This window comes from Chryseolinea soli (assembly GCF_003589925.1).
In the GTDB taxonomy this organism is placed as follows: Bacteria; Bacteroidota; Bacteroidia; order Cytophagales; family Cyclobacteriaceae; genus Chryseolinea; species Chryseolinea soli.
On the sequence record NZ_CP032382.1, the window covers coordinates 1,924,622 to 1,940,826 of the forward strand.

Consider the following 16,205-nt stretch of genomic DNA (forward strand, 5'->3'; position numbering starts at 1 on the left):
ATGATCCTTCGGGCAGAACATCTGATCAAAAAATATAAAACACGCACCGTGGTGAACGACGTTTCCGTCCAGGTGAGCCAGGGCGAGATCGTGGGATTGCTGGGACCCAATGGCGCCGGAAAGACCACGTCGTTCTACATGATGGTGGGCCTGATCAAACCAAACGAAGGCCGCATTTTTCTGGATGATGAAGAGATCACGCCGCTGCCCATGTACCAGCGCGCCCGAAAAGGCATCGGCTATCTTGCGCAAGAGGCTTCGGTCTTTCGCAAGCTCACCGTAGAAGAAAACATCATGTCTGTGTTGGAGATGCGCAACTTCAACAAGCAGCAGCGCAAGGAGAAGGTGGATATGCTCATCGAGGAATTCAGTTTGCATAAGGTCCGAAAAAACCGGGGCATGTCGCTTTCGGGTGGCGAACGCCGTCGCACAGAAATTGCCCGCGCCCTGGCCGTGGACCCCCACTTCGTTTTATTGGACGAACCCTTTGCCGGCGTGGATCCCATTGCCGTGGAGGAGATCCAGTCGATCGTATCAAAGCTGAAAAATAAGAACATCGGCATCCTCATCACCGACCACAACGTGGACGAGACCCTTTCCATCACCGACCGCGCCTACCTGATGGTGGATGGAAAATTATTCAAGGCCGGCACCGCCGAAGAACTGGCCAGCGATCCGCAAGTGCGCAAAGTATATCTCGGCCAGAATTTCGAACTACGACGCTCCAAACTCGCATCCAAAGCAGTCGACACCAACGACAACTGGCCAGACCCATCGGAACCGAACATCTGATTTTTTGCTATCTTTTGTTGCTTAAGGCGCAGAACAAGTAACTGCAAGTTTGTTTATTTTTGACGTTCACACGTTTTCAATGGGGTTGATCAATTCGATATTGACATGGGTAATGCAAAAGCGCATTCATCAGATTGAGCTTTTCATCAAGTACCCTATTGAGGTTCAGGATGAGCTTTTAAAGAAGTTGATCCAAACCGCCCGGTTCACGGAATTCGGCCAGCAATATGACTTTGGCAGCATTCAGACCTACGACCAGTTTCGCGAACGCATTCCCATCCACACCTACGAGGAGACCTATCCCTACATCGAACGGCTCATGAAAGGTGAGCAAAACATTTTGTGGCCTTCGGAGATCAAATGGTTCTCCAAGTCGTCGGGCACCACCAACGCGCGCAGCAAGTTCATTCCCGTGTCGCAGGAGGCATTAGAGGATTGTCATTTCAAAGGGGGCAAGGATTTGCTTTCCATCTACGTGAACAATTTTCCGGAAACGAAATTGTTCGACGGCAAAGGCCTGGCCGTGGGAGGAAGTCACCAGATCAATGAATTGGATCCAAGCGCCTCGTCCTACTACGGCGACGTGTCGGCCGTGATCATGCAGAATCTTCCGCCTTGGGCACAGTTTATCCGCACGCCAAGCCTCGAAACGGCGTTGATGGGCAACTGGGAAGAGAAGATTGAAAAACTGGCCCGCGAAACCGCCAAGACGAACGTCACCAACATCGCGGGCGTGCCGACATGGACGGTGCTGCTCATTCAAAAAATTGTAGAACTGGAAAAGAAGAGCAGTATCCTCGAAGTGTGGCCCAATCTTGAAGTTTTCTTTCACGGCGCCGTATCGTTCGCACCCTACCGCTCCCTTTTTCAATCGCTTATTCCCACTGAAAAAATGCAGTATTGGGAGACCTACAATGCCAGTGAAGGCTTTTTTGGGATTCAGGATCAGAAAAATTCCGAAGAGCTGTTGTTGATGCTGGACTATGGCATCTTCTACGAATTCATTCCCGCCCATGAGTTGGACAAGGAACATCCGCGTGCGCTGCGTTTGGGGGAAGTGGAGTTGGATAAAAATTATGCGATGGTCATCTCCACCAATTCGGGTCTGTGGCGCTACAACCTGGGGGATACTGTAAAGTTCACATCACTGTCGCCCTACCGGATAAAGATCACGGGACGCACCAAGCATTTCATGAATGCATTCGGCGAAGAGGTGATTGTGGAGAACGCCGAGGCGGCCATCACAAAAGCCTGCGAAGCCACCGGCGCCGTGATCGACAACTTTACGGCAGCACCGGTCTATCTCGAAGAAGGCAAGCAAGGCCGTCACGAATGGATCATTGAATTTAAAGTCGAGCCGCCAACCCTGCCGGCTTTCGCTCACGAGCTCGATGAAGCGTTGCGCTCCATCAACTCCGACTACGACGCCAAGCGCCACCACAACCTGGCACTCATCGCACCAAAGATCCACAGCGTGCGCGAAGGCACATTCTACAATTGGATGAAGCGCCGCGGAAAGTTGGGCGGTCAAAACAAGGTTCCCCGCCTTGCCAATTCACGCGAGTATGTCGACGACATCCTCAGCATGATGCGCGAATCCTGACATCAAGATTTATTTCTTCACGATGGTGTAGGTGATCTGTGTTAAGATCTCCATGGGAACGTCCATGTCTGTTGGAATCATGCCACCGGCCAGGAGGGTCATTTTACCTTTTAATGTCGAGGAAATACGTATTTCGGTGGGCCATCCTGTCTTGGCATTCACGTCTGCCTTTGTAGCTTGTTTGCCCGCCAGATCCATCTTGGCCTGAATGCCGCCCGGCATGTTCACGGTTTTGTTTTTGTCGAGGGTGGCAAAGGTCGCGTCGCCATTCACCTTCGCCGCATCGCCGGCCAGGCTGGCGAGGCTCCAGGTGTTGTTGGTTTCGATCGGAAAATCCATGGGGAAGGCATTTTTTGAGAACCAGGTGTCGCCTTGCTTAACTTTCTTGTCGGTGTAATACACCATCGCTTGTTCCAGGCTGTTCTTCAGTGATTTTTTTCCCATCATTTGCTCCATGACAATTTTCATTTGCGCCAAGGTAGCCTCATCCAGGCCGAGGTCGTTCATGCCGGTCCAGAGGTTGTCTGAATTTTCTACTTCCACGATCCCCTGTTTGCTGATGCTGACCAGGACAACCTTGTTCATCATCGATTTCAAAACTTTATTCTCCGCGTTTTCGCTATCGCCTTCCGTGTCCATCGCCTTTTCACCCATAACCGATTTGAGGCTGGACTTTAGTTTCAAAAATTGCATCTCCAGCTTTGCTCCCGTTTCGGTGACAGCAGTCACTTTATATTTCATTTGTCCCGAGATCAAATTTTCAGCAACCTGGTCCATGCCCATAATGGTCTGCTTAATGGTTTGATTTGTGGTTTGATTCAGCGTGTATTCGTCGCCCACTTTAAAAACATATTCCAACTTCACATCCTTCGCCGGAAACGTAAAGGCCGACGCTGCCAGAATTATCAAAACGAAACCAAGTCTTCTCATTTGTAAAAAATTTATATAGGATAACGAATTACGATAAAAATAGCATTCAAAACTATCCCCCAAAGGGTCCATAGAAACATTAACCAAACAGGTCCTGAAAAACTTCCGTCAGTTTCCCGAATGACTTGACGACAATTTTTGTGTTCTTCAACCCAATCGCCTTCTGGCTATATTTTGAAATATAGATTTCCTGAAAGCCCAGCTTCTCCGCTTCGGAGATGCGCTGGTCAATTTTGTTTACCGCCCGCAGCTCGCCACCCAATCCGACCTCGGCCGCAAAACAAATTTTATCGGATATGGAGATCTCCTCCATCGACGAGATGATGGAGATGCACACTGCCAGGTCAATGGCCGGGTCTTCCACTTTAATGCCACCCGCCATGTTGAGAAAAACATCCTGTGTGCCCATGCGAAAGCCGCAGCGTTTTTCGAGCACGGCCAGCAGCATGTTCAAACGCTTCTGATCAAAACCGGTAGGCGTACGCTGCGGTGTGCCATAGGACGCCGGACTTACCAGCGATTGTATTTCGATGAGCAGGGGCCGGTTGCCTTCAATGGTTGCACCAATGGTGACGCCACTGATGGGTCCGTCTTTTTGTGATATGAGTATTTCGGAAGGATTGCTCACCTCGCGCAATCCCGTGCCCAACATTTCATAGATGCCGATCTCCGACGTGGAACCGAAGCGATTCTTGGTCGTTCGCAAAATGCGATAGGCCAAATGGCGGTCACCTTCAAATTGCAGTACGGTGTCGACCATGTGCTCCAGGACTTTGGGGCCGGCCAGGATGCCGTCTTTCGTGATGTGACCGATCAGAAATACGGGCGTGGCCGTTTCCTTGGCAAACTTCATCAACTCGCCCGTGCATTGCCGCACTTGCCCGATGCTGCCGGCAGTGGAATCCAGTTGTGCCGAATGCAATGTTTGAATGGAGTCGATGATCAGGACGTCGGGCTCTACGGTTTCGATCGCTAAAAAAATGCTCTTCGTGTTGGTCTCTGTCAGGATATAAAAGTTCTCCGATGTGCTGCCCAATCGTTCGGCGCGCATCTTGATCTGCTGTTCGCTTTCCTCGCCTGACACATAGAGCACCCGTTGCTTTTTCAACAGCAAGCCCACTTGCAACATGAGCGTGGATTTGCCAATACCAGGCTCGCCTCCGATGAGTACGAGCGATCCCGGAACAATGCCGCCACCCAATACCCGGTTTAGTTCTTCATCGATGGAGTGGATGCGGATCTCCTCCGTGGATTCAATTTCGTTTAGCGTCTTTGCCTTTATGGCCTTGGACCGCGTCGACTCCTGACGCCACTCTGTTTTGGGGCCTTCGTCTTTTGTGATCACTTCCTCCACGAACGTGTTCCAGGCGCTGCACGAAGGACATTTTCCAAGCCATTTGGCCGACTCGTAGCCACAGGATTGACAAAAAAAGGTTGTTTTAGTTTTCGCCATGTTGGGGTGTAAACTTACTAAAGTATCCCAGGTGAAAAGTAGAAATATTTTAATTGAATAATTTTTTTAATCTTGCATTTTCTAAACCTAAAAGTTACATGAAATCGTTGTTTTCGGGACTATTTGTCCTTGTTGTGTGCACTGTCTACGCACAAAAATCGCCCATCAAATTTGGCGTAATTCCCCAAGAAGATCTTAAAATGACAACCTACGCAGAGGATACGTCTGCCGCGGCGGTTATTCTCGCGGACTATGGCTCGGCCTACATTGACATCAATACCGGTGGCGCCTCTCTGGTCTACGAACGCCACAGACGCATCAAAATCTTAAAAAAGGAAGGTTTGCATTGGGCCGATGTGGCCGTTGCCTTGTATCAATCCGGCAGCAATGAGGAACATCTCTCGCGGTTGAAAGCGACTACCTATAACCTGGAGAATGGAAAAATAGTAGAGACCGAAATCGAAAAGTCCGGCATGTTCAAAGAGAAGCGTAGCCGCAACATAAACCTGCAAAAATTCACGTTGCCAAATGTGAAAGTAGGATCCGTCATCGAATACAGCTACACCCTCAATTCCGATTTTCTCGCGTCCTTCCCGAACTGGCAATTTCAGTATAGCGTCCCCGTTCGTTGGAGCGAATACTGGGCCGCTTTGCCTGACTTCTTCGTTTTCGAAAAATACATGCAAGGCTATCTTGCTCCCTCACTGTATGAGGTGAAAAACACGTCGAAAGATAACTACCAGGAAGCCCGTCATCATTGGGTTTCCAAGAATGTGCCTGCCTTTAAAGAGGAACCCTTTATGACCTGCGAAGACGATTATGTTTCGAAAGTAAACATGGCCCTTTCTCACGTCACGTTTCCAGGTCAAATGGTACAAGAGATTATGGGAAGCTGGAAAGGCCTGAACGACAAATTGGTCGACAGCGACGACTTTGGCAAAGTGATCTCCGGGTCAGGATTCTTAAAAACGAAAGCAAAAGAACTCACCGCCGGCATGACCGACCCTACGCAAAAGGTAACGGCCATCTTCAACTACGTGCAGCAGACCCTGGAATGGGATGGCACTGCAGACAAGTATCCCGACAACCTGAAGAAGGTATTCGACGACAAAAAAGGTACTGCCGCGGACATCAACTTTGTGGTGGCCGCGATGTTGGAAAAAGTGGACGTGCCCGCCGACATGGTTCTGCTAAGCACGCGCGATCATGGTTTCATCCGTCAGCAATACCCGATGAGCGAGCAATTGAATTATGCGATCGTATCGGTCATACTCGGCGATAAAGCGTTGTTGCTGGATGCCACTGAAAAATATTTGCCCATGGGCATTTTACCCGAACGCTGTCTCAACGGCGACGGCCTCGTGATCTCCAAAACACGTCACGGGTGGATGGAAATTAAACCAAAGGCGAAGTCACGCACATCGATAAATTCTGAGCTCGTGATCAACGCCGAGGGAGAGCTGAAGGGGAAGATGTCATTCTCCTATGACGGTTACGCCGCTCAAAAACTGCGCAAAGACTATTTCAAAAAAGGCGAAACCGACTATCTGAAGGAATTCCTGTCGGACAAGACCTGGGAGGTTGAGAAAAGTGAATTTCAAAATATTAAAGAGATCGACAAAGCGCCAAAGCAATTGCACGAACTGGTGATACGCGAACACGCGACAACGGCCGGCGATGTGATCTATTTGAATCCCATGCTTTCCGAGCAACTCACCGACAACATCTTTAAAACCGAGAAGCGCGAATACCCGGTGGATTTCGGCAAGCCTGTAGAGCAGACCTACATGGCCCGGTTCACACTTCCTGAAAACTATGTGGTAGACGAAATGCCAAAACCAAAAGTAGTGACGTTGCCAAACAACGCGGCCAAGTATACCTACAACGTAACGCAAGTGGGCAACGTCGTGAGCGTGGTGAGCATGCTGCAAATAAACAAAAGCCTGTTCGTGCAGGAGGAATATCCCCATCTCCGGGAATTGTATAACCTGGTGATCGCCAAACAGGCGGAGCAGATTGTATTAAAGAAAAAATAGGAATATGAAGAGGCTTGTTTTTGTCCTGGCGTGTTCTGTCGCCGTGGTTGCGTTCGCTAAGGAAACACCGAAGTTCCCTGTAAGCGCTATACCCGAGGAGTTGAAGAAGGATGTGAATGCCGTGTATCGCGAAGATCAGTCCGTATTCTCCATCATTTCCAGAAGCCGGGCTTCGCACTACGTATATCAGGTTATTACCATTCTCAATTCGAATGCTAACAGTTATGCCAGCGATGCCGTCGGCTACGATAAACTGACGAAGATCAACACATTGAAAGTAACTGTTTATGACGCAGAGGGTTTTGTGGTTTCCCGGCTGAAAAACAGCGAGATCGCAGACCGGAGTGTCTTCGACGGCTTTACGCTATTCAGCGACGATCGCATGAAGACGTTTGACGTATCGCAAGGCAGTTATCCCTACACCGTAGAAATTGAGTACGAATTGGAGTACAAGTTCTTATTTTATATTCCGCCATTCTGGGTGCAGAACGATGATAAAACGTCGGTGGAGCACTCTCTTTACAGGTTGAAGTATGCCCCAGGCCTGGAACCGCGTTACAAAACCTATCACATCGACACCGCCCCTTCTATTGAAAAAGCCGCAGACGGTAGTGGAACGATCACGTTTGAGCATAAAAATGTAAGACCGATTAGAATTGAACCGCTTAGCAAGCGACAGGGTCAGCTTCCATCCATTGAGGCCGCACCCACCAATTTTGAATACGAAAACTATGTCGGCGTAATGGACACCTGGAGCAACTATGGTCTTTGGATAAACTCATTGATCAAGGGACGTGACGCTTTACCCGATGCCACGCGGCAAAAGATAAAAAGCCTGACAGCCCAGGCGAAGACCGATGAAGAGAAGATCAAGATCTTGTACGAATATCTTCAAAGCCGCACACGCTACGTCGGCATCCAGGTCGGTATTGGGGGCCACCAGCCGTTTGAGGCAACCGTGGTAGACCAAAACGGTTACGGCGACTGCAAAGCGCTTTCTAACTATATGATTGCGATGCTGAAAGAGATAGGCATCAAAGGATACTACACCCTCATCGATGCTGGTAACAGCCCCCGTGAAATCGATCCGAAATTTCCGCGTGTGCAATTTAATCACGCGATTGTTTGCGTACCGCAGAAAATCGATACCATCTGGCTGGAGTGTACCAACCAGACAAATCCCTTCGGCTATCAGGGCCGTTTTACGGGCGACCGCAAGGCACTGGTAATAACGGATAATGGCGCGAAAGTGGTGAACACCATCCGCTATCCAGCCGAAAAGAATCTGCAATCACGCACGGCCGACGTTTTTCTTCAACCAAATGGAGATGCCAGTGCCAAAATAAAGACTTCGTATAGCGGGTTGCAATATGAAAACGGGAATCTTGATGGCATTCTCACCAGCCAATTTGACGAGCAAAAGAAATGGCTGCAAGGGGAAATCGATATTCCCAGCTTCGATATCACAACCTTTAAAATGGAGAACCACAAAAGCAAAATACCCTCGGCACAGGTAGCGGTGGATCTTACTTTAAAACGATTTGCCACGCTAAGCGGCAAACGTGTATTCGTTACCCCCAATCTCATGAATCGCTCCAGCTATGTTCCCGAGAAAGTGGAGTCACGCAAGACCAAGGTTTTGTTGAACATGGGCTTCACAGATTTCGATACCATCCGATACCATTTACCCGAAGGCATTTACCCGGAATTTATTCCCAAACCAATTTTACTGAAATCACGGTTTGGTGAGTACGAGGCTACGTTTACCCTCGATCAAAACGACCTCATCTACATCCGGAGGTTCAAACTGCAACGGGGCGAGTATCCGTCAGAGTCCTACTCGGAATTGATCGACTTCTACAAAGGTCTGAACAAAGCCGACAACACCAAGCTTGTCTTCCTGAGCAAAACTTAGAAGAACTGAATTATTTGATCGGAGCATCCGTCTCCCGGGCCATCGCCTCGTAGACGATCTTGTCCGACAAGCTGGGCAGCCATTTGCTGAGGAACACGGCTATTTTTCCTTCGGTGGTGAGCACGATGTTGCGCTTGCGTTTCACGGTGGCCTTGTAGATGTGGCGGGCGCATTCTTCGGCCGTCATCATCTTGCCTTCTTCGCGGGGCGATTCACCCTGGGCCTTTCCGTTTTTCGTGAGGGACCGCTTGCGTATGTTAGACGATGTGAATCCCGGACAGGCCGTGAGCACGTGGACATCCCTTTTCAGATACTCCGTGCGCAACACTTCCAGAAAGCCGTTCAAGGCAAACTTGGAGGCCGAATAACCCGTGCGCCCGGGCAAACCACAATAGCCGGCAATGGACGAGATGCCCACAATAGATCCCTTGTTTTTCACGATCTCCGGAAGGCAGTATTTGGTGGCATACAGCACACCATAAAAATTGATGTCCATCACTTTCTTCACCACCTCCAGGTCCACATCCTCAAACAAAGCCCGCATGGATATACCCGCATTGTTGATGAGCACATCGATGGTCCCATAGCGTTTGATCACCTCTTCCGCCATTCGTTTGTTGTCGTCCTCTTGGCTGACGTCGGCTTGCAGTCCATACACCAGGATCCCCTTGTCGCGAAGCTCTGCCATGGCCTTGTCGAGACCCGTCTGATCCCTTCCGGTGATAAAGATCTTGGAACCCTTCAGCCCAAACTCCTGGGCCAGGGCAAGTCCAATACCGGAGGTTCCCCCGGTGATCACGACAACTTTGTGCTTCATGCGCCAAAAGTAACAATAGTTGTTTAACTTGCCCGGCACAAACCTGCTATGTTTTTCATACGCTTGCTCTCCCGGTTACCCCTCCCGGTGCTTTACGCATTTTCCGATTTCCTCTTTGCCGTGAGCTTCTACCTGGTGCGCTACCGGCGGGCCATGGTGCAGAAGAATCTCAAAAATTCGTTTCCCGAAAAAACCGATGCCGAACGCAGCCGGATCGAAAAGCAGTTTTTCAAGGATCTTTGCGACTATGCCGTGGAGATGTTAAAGCTGCTCACGATCAGCCAGGAAGAGCTGGGCCGACGGGTGGTCTTTAAAAATCCGGACGTATCCAACCGCTACATCCTCAACGGGCAATCGCTGTTGAACCTGGCCTCGCACAATTTCAATTGGGAATGGCTGCTGGTGGCCGGTTCGTTCACGCTGCCGGGGCAAATGGACTTTGTGTACCAATCGGTGAACAGTAAATTCTTTGACGATTTTTCGTATGCCTGCCGGACACGCTTTGGCGCCCATGGCATCAAGCGCGATGAGGTGGCCCGTGAGATCGTGAAGCGCAGACACATCGTGCGCAATATCGCTTTGGTGGGCGATCAATACCCGGGCTACAAACACGATAAAAAATATGCCACCCGTTTCCTGAACCAGGACACCGTTTTTTTCTACGGCTCAAACCAGTTGGCACAACTTACGCAGTATCCGGTCATGTACTATGCCATGAAGAAAGTGAAACGTGGCTACTACGAAACCCACATCGTGGAACTGGCCCAGCCACCCTATGCAAAAGACAGCGACGTGGTAATGGAACACTATGTGCGCGAACTCGAAAAGGTGATCCGCGAAAATCCATCGCAGTGGCTATGGTCGCACAACCGGTGGAAGACCCGTCATCTTGAAGCTTAGTTGCGCCCCTTGCTTTGGGCAGCGATCACGATCATGCACGTGATCAATAGTACGCTGTACTCCACACCATTCGATCCTCCCCCTACAACGAACCAACCATTTTTCGCATGGACCAATAGGATGCCCATGGTTAACTCCAGGGCAAATGCGGCCGCGATCCACCGGGTGTAACGGCCCAGGGCCATGAGCAGACCACCAGCGATCTCAAAGAGCGTGATTCCCCACGCAACAACGGTGCCGGCGGGGATGCCCTGCGAGTCGAGGAAGCCACCAAAGCCGCCCACGCCATCGTGGAGAATGCGTGTGACGCCGTGAATGATGAGCAAGAGGGCTACAATTACCCGGAGCAGGATCACGGCCTGCGAGGCGCTTAGGAAAGGGAAGTTCTTCATAGGGGATAGGTTTACCCTAAAATAGCAAATTGAAAGATGCACCGGGTTTTTGTACCTTGTTCTCACCCGAAAAATACCCCGTCTGGGGCGGCAGTTGGCCTGAGCATTCTTCCTAAGATTGTAATAAAACCTTTGCCTATGAAAGCCTGTCTACCCATGCTTGTGATGAGCCTTTCCACGATGCTGGCACAATCCCAAACCCTGCAACCTCCCGCCCAGCTTAGCCTGTTTATGGAGGGCACCGTGAGCACAAACCTCAACGAGCGCGACATGGCCCTATCGCCCGATGGAAGCGAAATGTACTATACCCTCGAAGCGGCTCAAAATGCGTTCTCTACCATTCTGTATCGTCACAAATTGCCTGGCAATAAATGGTCGGCACCGGAAGTGGCTCCTTTCTCGGGGCAATTCAAAGACCTTGAGCCGGCCTTCAGCGCCGACGGTCGCAGATTATTCTTTAGCTCCAATCGGCCCCTCAGCGGCACACAGGCAAAGGACTTCGACATCTGGGTGGTTGAACGAGCCAAAGATGGATCCTGGTCTTCGCCCCGCAACGTGGGCGCGCCCGTAAACACCAACGCCAATGAATTCTATCCCTCGGTTGCCCTGTCGGGAAATCTCTACTTCACTTCAGAATATGAAAAAGGCGTGGGCAAGGAAGACATCTACGTGTGCCAATGGCAGGATGGAAAATACACAGAGAGTGTAGCGCTCGATACGGCCGTGAATTCCAAGCTATGGGAATTCAATGCCTTTGTTTCGCCCGATGAAAAATTCATTCTCTTCACCTCCTACGGGCGCAAAGACGATCATGGCGGCGGCGATTTGTACATCAGCTTTCGCGATGCCGCCGGCGTCTGGCAGCCTGCTAAAAATATGAGCATGCTCAACTCGCCGAGGTTGGACTATTGTCCTTTTGTTTCCTTCGATCAGAAAATTCTCTTCTTCACCAGCGGCCGGCACGATCTCCCGTCGACCTATGAAAAACCAACCACACATGCTGCACTCGTCAAAGCCTACAACAGCGTGCGCAATGGTTCGGAAAATATTTATTGGGTAGATTTTCAGGCCCTTGTGGGTTCCCTGAAGTGAGCTTACAACAACATCTGTTCGATGTCTTCTTTGGTGAGCTGTTTCATGAAGCTTTCTTCGGTGGTGATCAGCTCGGTAGTGAGGCGCAGCTTGCGTTGTTGCAGCGTGAGGATCTTTTCCTCCACGGTGTTGCGGGTAATGAATTTATAGGTGAACACTTTTCGCTTCTGGCCGATGCGATGCGCACGGTCAACGGCTTGCGCCTCCACGGCGGGGTTCCACCACGGATCGAGAATGAAGACGTAGTCTGCTTCGGTCAGGTTCAATCCGAGGCCACCTGCCTTTATAGAAATCAAAAATACTTTTAGCGAGGTGTCTTTGTTGAAGCGCTCCACCTGCTCCTTGCGATCGGTGCTGGAGCCATCGAGATAGGTGTAGTCTATTTTGTTCGACTTCAAATATTGACGTACGATTTCGAGGTGCTTCACATATTGGCTAAACACCAGCACCTTGTGACCTTCGGCAATGGCGTTCTCCAGCATGTGCGTGATGTCCTCCATTTTACCGGAATCGCCCGAGTAGCCTTGTTCAACCATGCGCGGGTGGTTCGCGATCTGGCGAAGCTTGGTGAGTCCTTCCAGGATCATGAAGCGGCTGTTGCCCAGGCCTTCCTGCTCGATGAGCTTGAAGATCTTCTCGCGGTAGTGGGCTTTCACTTCCTCGTAGCGTTTCTCCTGATCGTTGGTCATGGAACAATATTGAATGTTCTCCACTTTTTCGGGAAGCTCCGTAGCGACTTGTGATTTATGACGGCGCAAGATGAAAGGCTTGATCACCGAGTGAAGTTTCTTCGAACGCGCCTCATCGTTTTTCTTTTCGATGGGATTCTGAAACTCGTTCCGGAAATACGTTTGCGTTCCCAGAATGCCCGGGTTGATAAACGACATCTGCGACCAGAGGTCCATCGTCGTGTTCTCAATGGGCGTTCCCGTCAACACCAATTTATGCCGCGACTTCAATTCGCGCACCGCCTTGGCAATGTTCGACGTGGGGTTCTTGATCACCTGCGACTCGTCGAGGATCACATAGTTAAAATAAAACTCGCGCAGCAACTCTACGTCCAGGCGGGTAATGCCATAGGAAGTGAGCACCAAATCATATTTTTCAAAACGGCGCACATCCTTGTTGCGCATCGTGCCGGTGTAGTTCAGCAAACGCAATCCCGGCGTGAACTTGCTGGCCTCCATCTCCCAGTTGTAGATGAGCGATGTGGGCATGATGAGCAGCGTCGTGCCCGAGCCGTTTTCTTTTTCGGCTTGCAGCATGGATAAGGTTTGAACGGTCTTACCCAAACCCATGTCGTCGGCAAGGCATCCACCGAGTCTGTATTCGTTGAGAAAACGCAGCCAATTATAACCAGCCTTTTGATAGGGGCGAAGCTCGCCTTCAAAGCCTTGCGGCGGCGGATAATTTTTTATACCACTAAACGAATTGAGTGAACGCAATTTTTCGCTGAGATGAACCTTGGCCAGGTTGCCTTCTTCCAATTCCTTCACCAGGTTAAGGTGGTGTTTGCGCAGCACGGGTTTTTCATTGTCGCCATCCGTCTCGCTCAAGGCAAAGAGATCGGCATATTTGGTGAGCCATGCTTCGGGGATAATAGCGATCTCGCCGTTGGGTAATTTGAATTCCACTTTTTTGCGGAGGATCAGTTTTCGCAGATCCTTGAACGGAATTTCAAACTCACCGAAACGGATCTTGGCGTGAATATCGAACCAGTCGATGTTCTCTTTCACCTCCACTTCGATCACGGCCTTTCCCACAAAATATTTTTTGTCGCGGCTCTCGGGCTGGCTCACTTCAAAACCGAGGTTGAGCAGGTTCACGCGGTTCTCGTTCAACCAAGAGAATGCCTCAGACTTGGGTATGGCCACACGAAATCCCTTCATCGGCAATCCCAATTTTTGCAGCGTGTGCAAAAAGTTTTTCTCGTCATCGTTGCGTCGCGACACGCGATGGAACACATAGCCTTCGCCTTGCTTTTCCAACGTCACGCTCACCGGTCCCAGGTGATCGCCGCGGAAACGATGCTTGCCGTATTTGAACGAAAGGTCAAAAACAATTTTACCGGCCTCGTCGGTGGCCGCCTCTTCTGCGGGACGCCGGTCTTCAAAAAGCGAGGGGGCGGATGTGGTTTGCGCCGAGTGAAGCTCCGAAAGCGTGAGCACCGGGTGGGGATCGTAGGTGCTCTTGTTGATCTCAAAACCGCTCGCCTCCACATCGTCGAACGAAGCGATGAGCGGGGCAACAAAACGGTTGTAGTAAGTTTCTTCTACGTTCTTGGGGATGACCACATATTTTTTTGTGAAGAACGGGATCAGCTTTTTGCCGTCGACGTGTTTTTCAAAACCGTGGAGGCGGCCGTTCAATACCATCCAGGCCGGGCTCTTGCAAATGAGGTAGGCCGATGGGTTGGGCAGATCCAGTTTTTTTCCCTGGTAGAATATAGTGGGGTAATAGTTCGTGTGATCGTCCGTTCGCATGAAGTGGAACTGGATGGTCGCGCGCTTGTCGAGCACTTCTATTTTGCGCCACGTGGGCTCGCCATCGTTGCCCATTTCGAAAAGCACTTTGCCTTTCATTTTCTCCAGGATCTTGGCCCGGCGTTTTTCCATGTAGTCTTCGATCTGCTCTTGGAGCATTTCGTTGCCTTTGGCTTTGTCGTAGGTCTTGGAGAAGAACTCCTCCGGCTTCATGAACTTGGCGGAGAATTTCTTTACGATCGATTCCTGTGTCATCGAGTCCATGAGTTCGATCAATTCGAAATCACGGTCGTCGAGGCCCTTCGAAAATTCGCGGGCGTTTTTCGAGGAAATGTTCTGATGTTGGTAAGTGAGCTTGCCTTTTTCGTCGAGATGGACAATATAGGATTCAAACACGAATCCCAGGTATTCGTGTTGATACAGCGAATAGATAATTTGAAACGGTTGTGAAGCAGACACTTTCATCTCGAAACCTGCATTTTGATGAAAACGGAATCTGAAAATTAGGGATTATCCAGCAGAAAAAACTGCCTTTTTTGGGATATTTAGTACATGGATATTACAGGTTTTGAACGGAAGCAAACCGTGACGCGAGGGCGGCTGGTCGCGAAGAGATGGCCAATGTGACTACGGCCATGATGGAAAACACGTAGAGGAAGTCGGAAAACAACATTTTCACAGGATAACCATCCACCACCGACGAATTCATACCCATCGAAACAAAGCCAAATTGTTGTTGCAACAATAGAATAAACCCACCGAAAAAAAGACCCGCCCCGGTGCCAATCGCCGCGATGAGCAAGCCTTCCGTGATGAAAATCCTTCTTAACAACCCACTGTCGGCACCCATGGCGGCCAATATGGTGATGTCTCGCTTCTTGTCGATGGCCAGCATCATGAGGCTGAAATAGATATTGATGGAGCCGATCACGAGCAACAGGATGGCCGCTACGGAGGCGAACAATTTTTCCAGTTTCAACACGCGATACAGATCCTCGTGTTGCTCTTCGCCGTTGAGCACATTGAAATTTTTTCCGAGCGCTTGTTGCAGGGCATCCTCCACGGTCCGGAGGTCGGCACCGGGATCCGCTTTTATTTCCAACGACGTGCGCTTGTTGCCGTAGCTGAACAGCTCCTGGGCAAAGTCCAACGGAACGATCACATAGTTTTCGTCAAAGGTTTGAATGATGGAGAAGACGCCGGCGGGCTGAATGTTCTTTTGCGTATACATTTTCGACGGATCGAAACTTCCACTCTTCACGCTTTTTACCGAGTACAATTGCAACGCATAAAAATCCTGGTCCACCGCAATGGACAACGTACTCCGCACACCATAGCCGACGAGCGCGCGTGGCTTCCCATTTTTCTTTAACACCAAATCCCCTTCGATAATGCTCTCCGGAGGTATGCGATCCTGCTGCATAAAGTTGTCGCTCACTCCCTTCAACATCACCACTTGTGTGGCATCGTTGTAGCGGGCGTAGGCATAGTCCTCGATCACCTCCGTTACGATCTTTACGCCTTGCACATCTTTTACTTTTTTCAACAGGGCGTCACTCACCTCAAACGATTTCCCAACGCTGGCTTCTATTTTGATCTCGGGGTCGAACGAATTGTTGATGGCGTGCAGCAAATCGCCCAGGCCGTTAAAGATGGAGAGCACGATGATGATGGCGGCCGAGAGGATGGCCACGGCCACCATGGAGATGATGGAGATCACGTTGATGAAATTCTTCTTCCGCTTCGAAAGCAAATAGCGCCGGGCAATGAAGTAGGGGACGTTCAACGTTTT

Annotated in this window: 12 protein-coding genes; 6 read left to right on the plus strand and 6 right to left on the minus strand. The window is 50.2% G+C overall.

What is annotated here, in order from left to right; genetic code table 11:
- Together lptB and D4L85_RS08315 are read left to right on the plus strand one after the other, a co-directional pair.
- Positions 1-792, plus strand: coding sequence for an LPS export ABC transporter ATP-binding protein (gene lptB / locus D4L85_RS08310; RefSeq protein WP_119753885.1), 792 nt, complete (start codon positions 1-3; stop codon positions 790-792).
- 79 nt (positions 793-871) lie between these two features.
- On the plus strand, positions 872-2,395 hold the full coding sequence (locus tag D4L85_RS08315) for a GH3 auxin-responsive promoter family protein (protein ID WP_119753886.1): 1,524 nt from the start codon (positions 872-874) through the stop codon (positions 2,393-2,395).
- A 9-nt stretch (positions 2,396-2,404) separates the two neighbouring features.
- Here D4L85_RS08315 and D4L85_RS08320 read toward each other — a convergent pair whose 3' ends face one another.
- Both D4L85_RS08320 and radA read right to left on the minus strand, forming a co-directional pair.
- Complete coding sequence (locus tag D4L85_RS08320; RefSeq protein ID WP_119753887.1) at positions 2,405-3,325, minus strand: DUF6263 family protein; 921 nt, start codon at positions 3,323-3,325, stop codon at positions 2,405-2,407.
- A 79-nt stretch (positions 3,326-3,404) separates the two neighbouring features.
- Positions 3,405-4,778, minus strand: a complete 1,374-nt coding sequence (gene radA, locus D4L85_RS08330) for a DNA repair protein RadA (protein ID WP_119753888.1) — start codon at positions 4,776-4,778, stop codon at positions 3,405-3,407.
- Between the two features lie 200 nt (positions 4,779-4,978).
- Here radA and D4L85_RS08335 point away from each other — a divergent pair, with 200 nt between their 5' ends.
- Together D4L85_RS08335 and D4L85_RS08340 are read left to right on the plus strand one after the other, a co-directional pair.
- Positions 4,979-6,814 (plus strand): DUF3857 domain-containing protein, encoded by a 1,836-nt coding sequence (locus tag D4L85_RS08335; RefSeq protein WP_160143606.1) that lies wholly within the window; start codon positions 4,979-4,981, stop codon positions 6,812-6,814.
- 4 nt (positions 6,815-6,818) lie between these two features.
- Positions 6,819-8,729 (plus strand): DUF3857 domain-containing transglutaminase family protein, encoded by a 1,911-nt coding sequence (locus D4L85_RS08340; protein ID WP_119753890.1) that lies wholly within the window; start codon positions 6,819-6,821, stop codon positions 8,727-8,729.
- A gap of 10 nt (positions 8,730-8,739) precedes the next feature.
- Here D4L85_RS08340 and D4L85_RS08345 read toward each other — a convergent pair whose 3' ends face one another.
- The gene (locus D4L85_RS08345; RefSeq protein ID WP_119753891.1) at positions 8,740-9,546 is read right to left on the minus strand and encodes an SDR family oxidoreductase; all 807 of its coding nucleotides are present in this window, start codon (positions 9,544-9,546) and stop codon (positions 8,740-8,742) included.
- A 48-nt stretch (positions 9,547-9,594) separates the two neighbouring features.
- Here D4L85_RS08345 and D4L85_RS08350 point away from each other — a divergent pair, with 48 nt between their 5' ends.
- On the plus strand, positions 9,595-10,446 hold the full coding sequence (locus D4L85_RS08350; RefSeq protein ID WP_119753892.1) for a lysophospholipid acyltransferase family protein: 852 nt from the start codon (positions 9,595-9,597) through the stop codon (positions 10,444-10,446).
- Here D4L85_RS08350 and D4L85_RS08355 read toward each other — a convergent pair.
- Complete coding sequence (locus D4L85_RS08355; RefSeq protein ID WP_119753893.1) at positions 10,443-10,838, minus strand: DoxX family protein; 396 nt, start codon at positions 10,836-10,838, stop codon at positions 10,443-10,445. The genes D4L85_RS08350 and D4L85_RS08355 overlap by 4 nt on opposite strands.
- A 138-nt stretch (positions 10,839-10,976) precedes the next feature.
- On the opposite strand from D4L85_RS08355, the gene D4L85_RS08360 reads away from it, so the two are divergent.
- Positions 10,977-11,930: a TolB family protein gene (locus D4L85_RS08360; RefSeq protein WP_160143607.1), complete on the plus strand. Its 954-nt coding sequence runs from the start codon at positions 10,977-10,979 to the stop codon at positions 11,928-11,930.
- Positions 11,931-11,932: 2 nt separating this feature from the next.
- Here D4L85_RS08360 and D4L85_RS08365 read toward each other — a convergent pair whose 3' ends face one another.
- The gene (locus D4L85_RS08365) at positions 11,933-14,878 is read right to left on the minus strand and encodes a DEAD/DEAH box helicase (RefSeq protein WP_119753895.1); all 2,946 of its coding nucleotides are present in this window, start codon (positions 14,876-14,878) and stop codon (positions 11,933-11,935) included.
- A 94-nt stretch (positions 14,879-14,972) separates the two neighbouring features.
- Positions 14,973-16,199: an ABC transporter permease gene (locus D4L85_RS08370; RefSeq protein ID WP_228450814.1), complete on the minus strand. Its 1,227-nt coding sequence runs from the start codon at positions 16,197-16,199 to the stop codon at positions 14,973-14,975.
- Between the last annotated feature and the right edge of the window lie 6 nt (positions 16,200-16,205).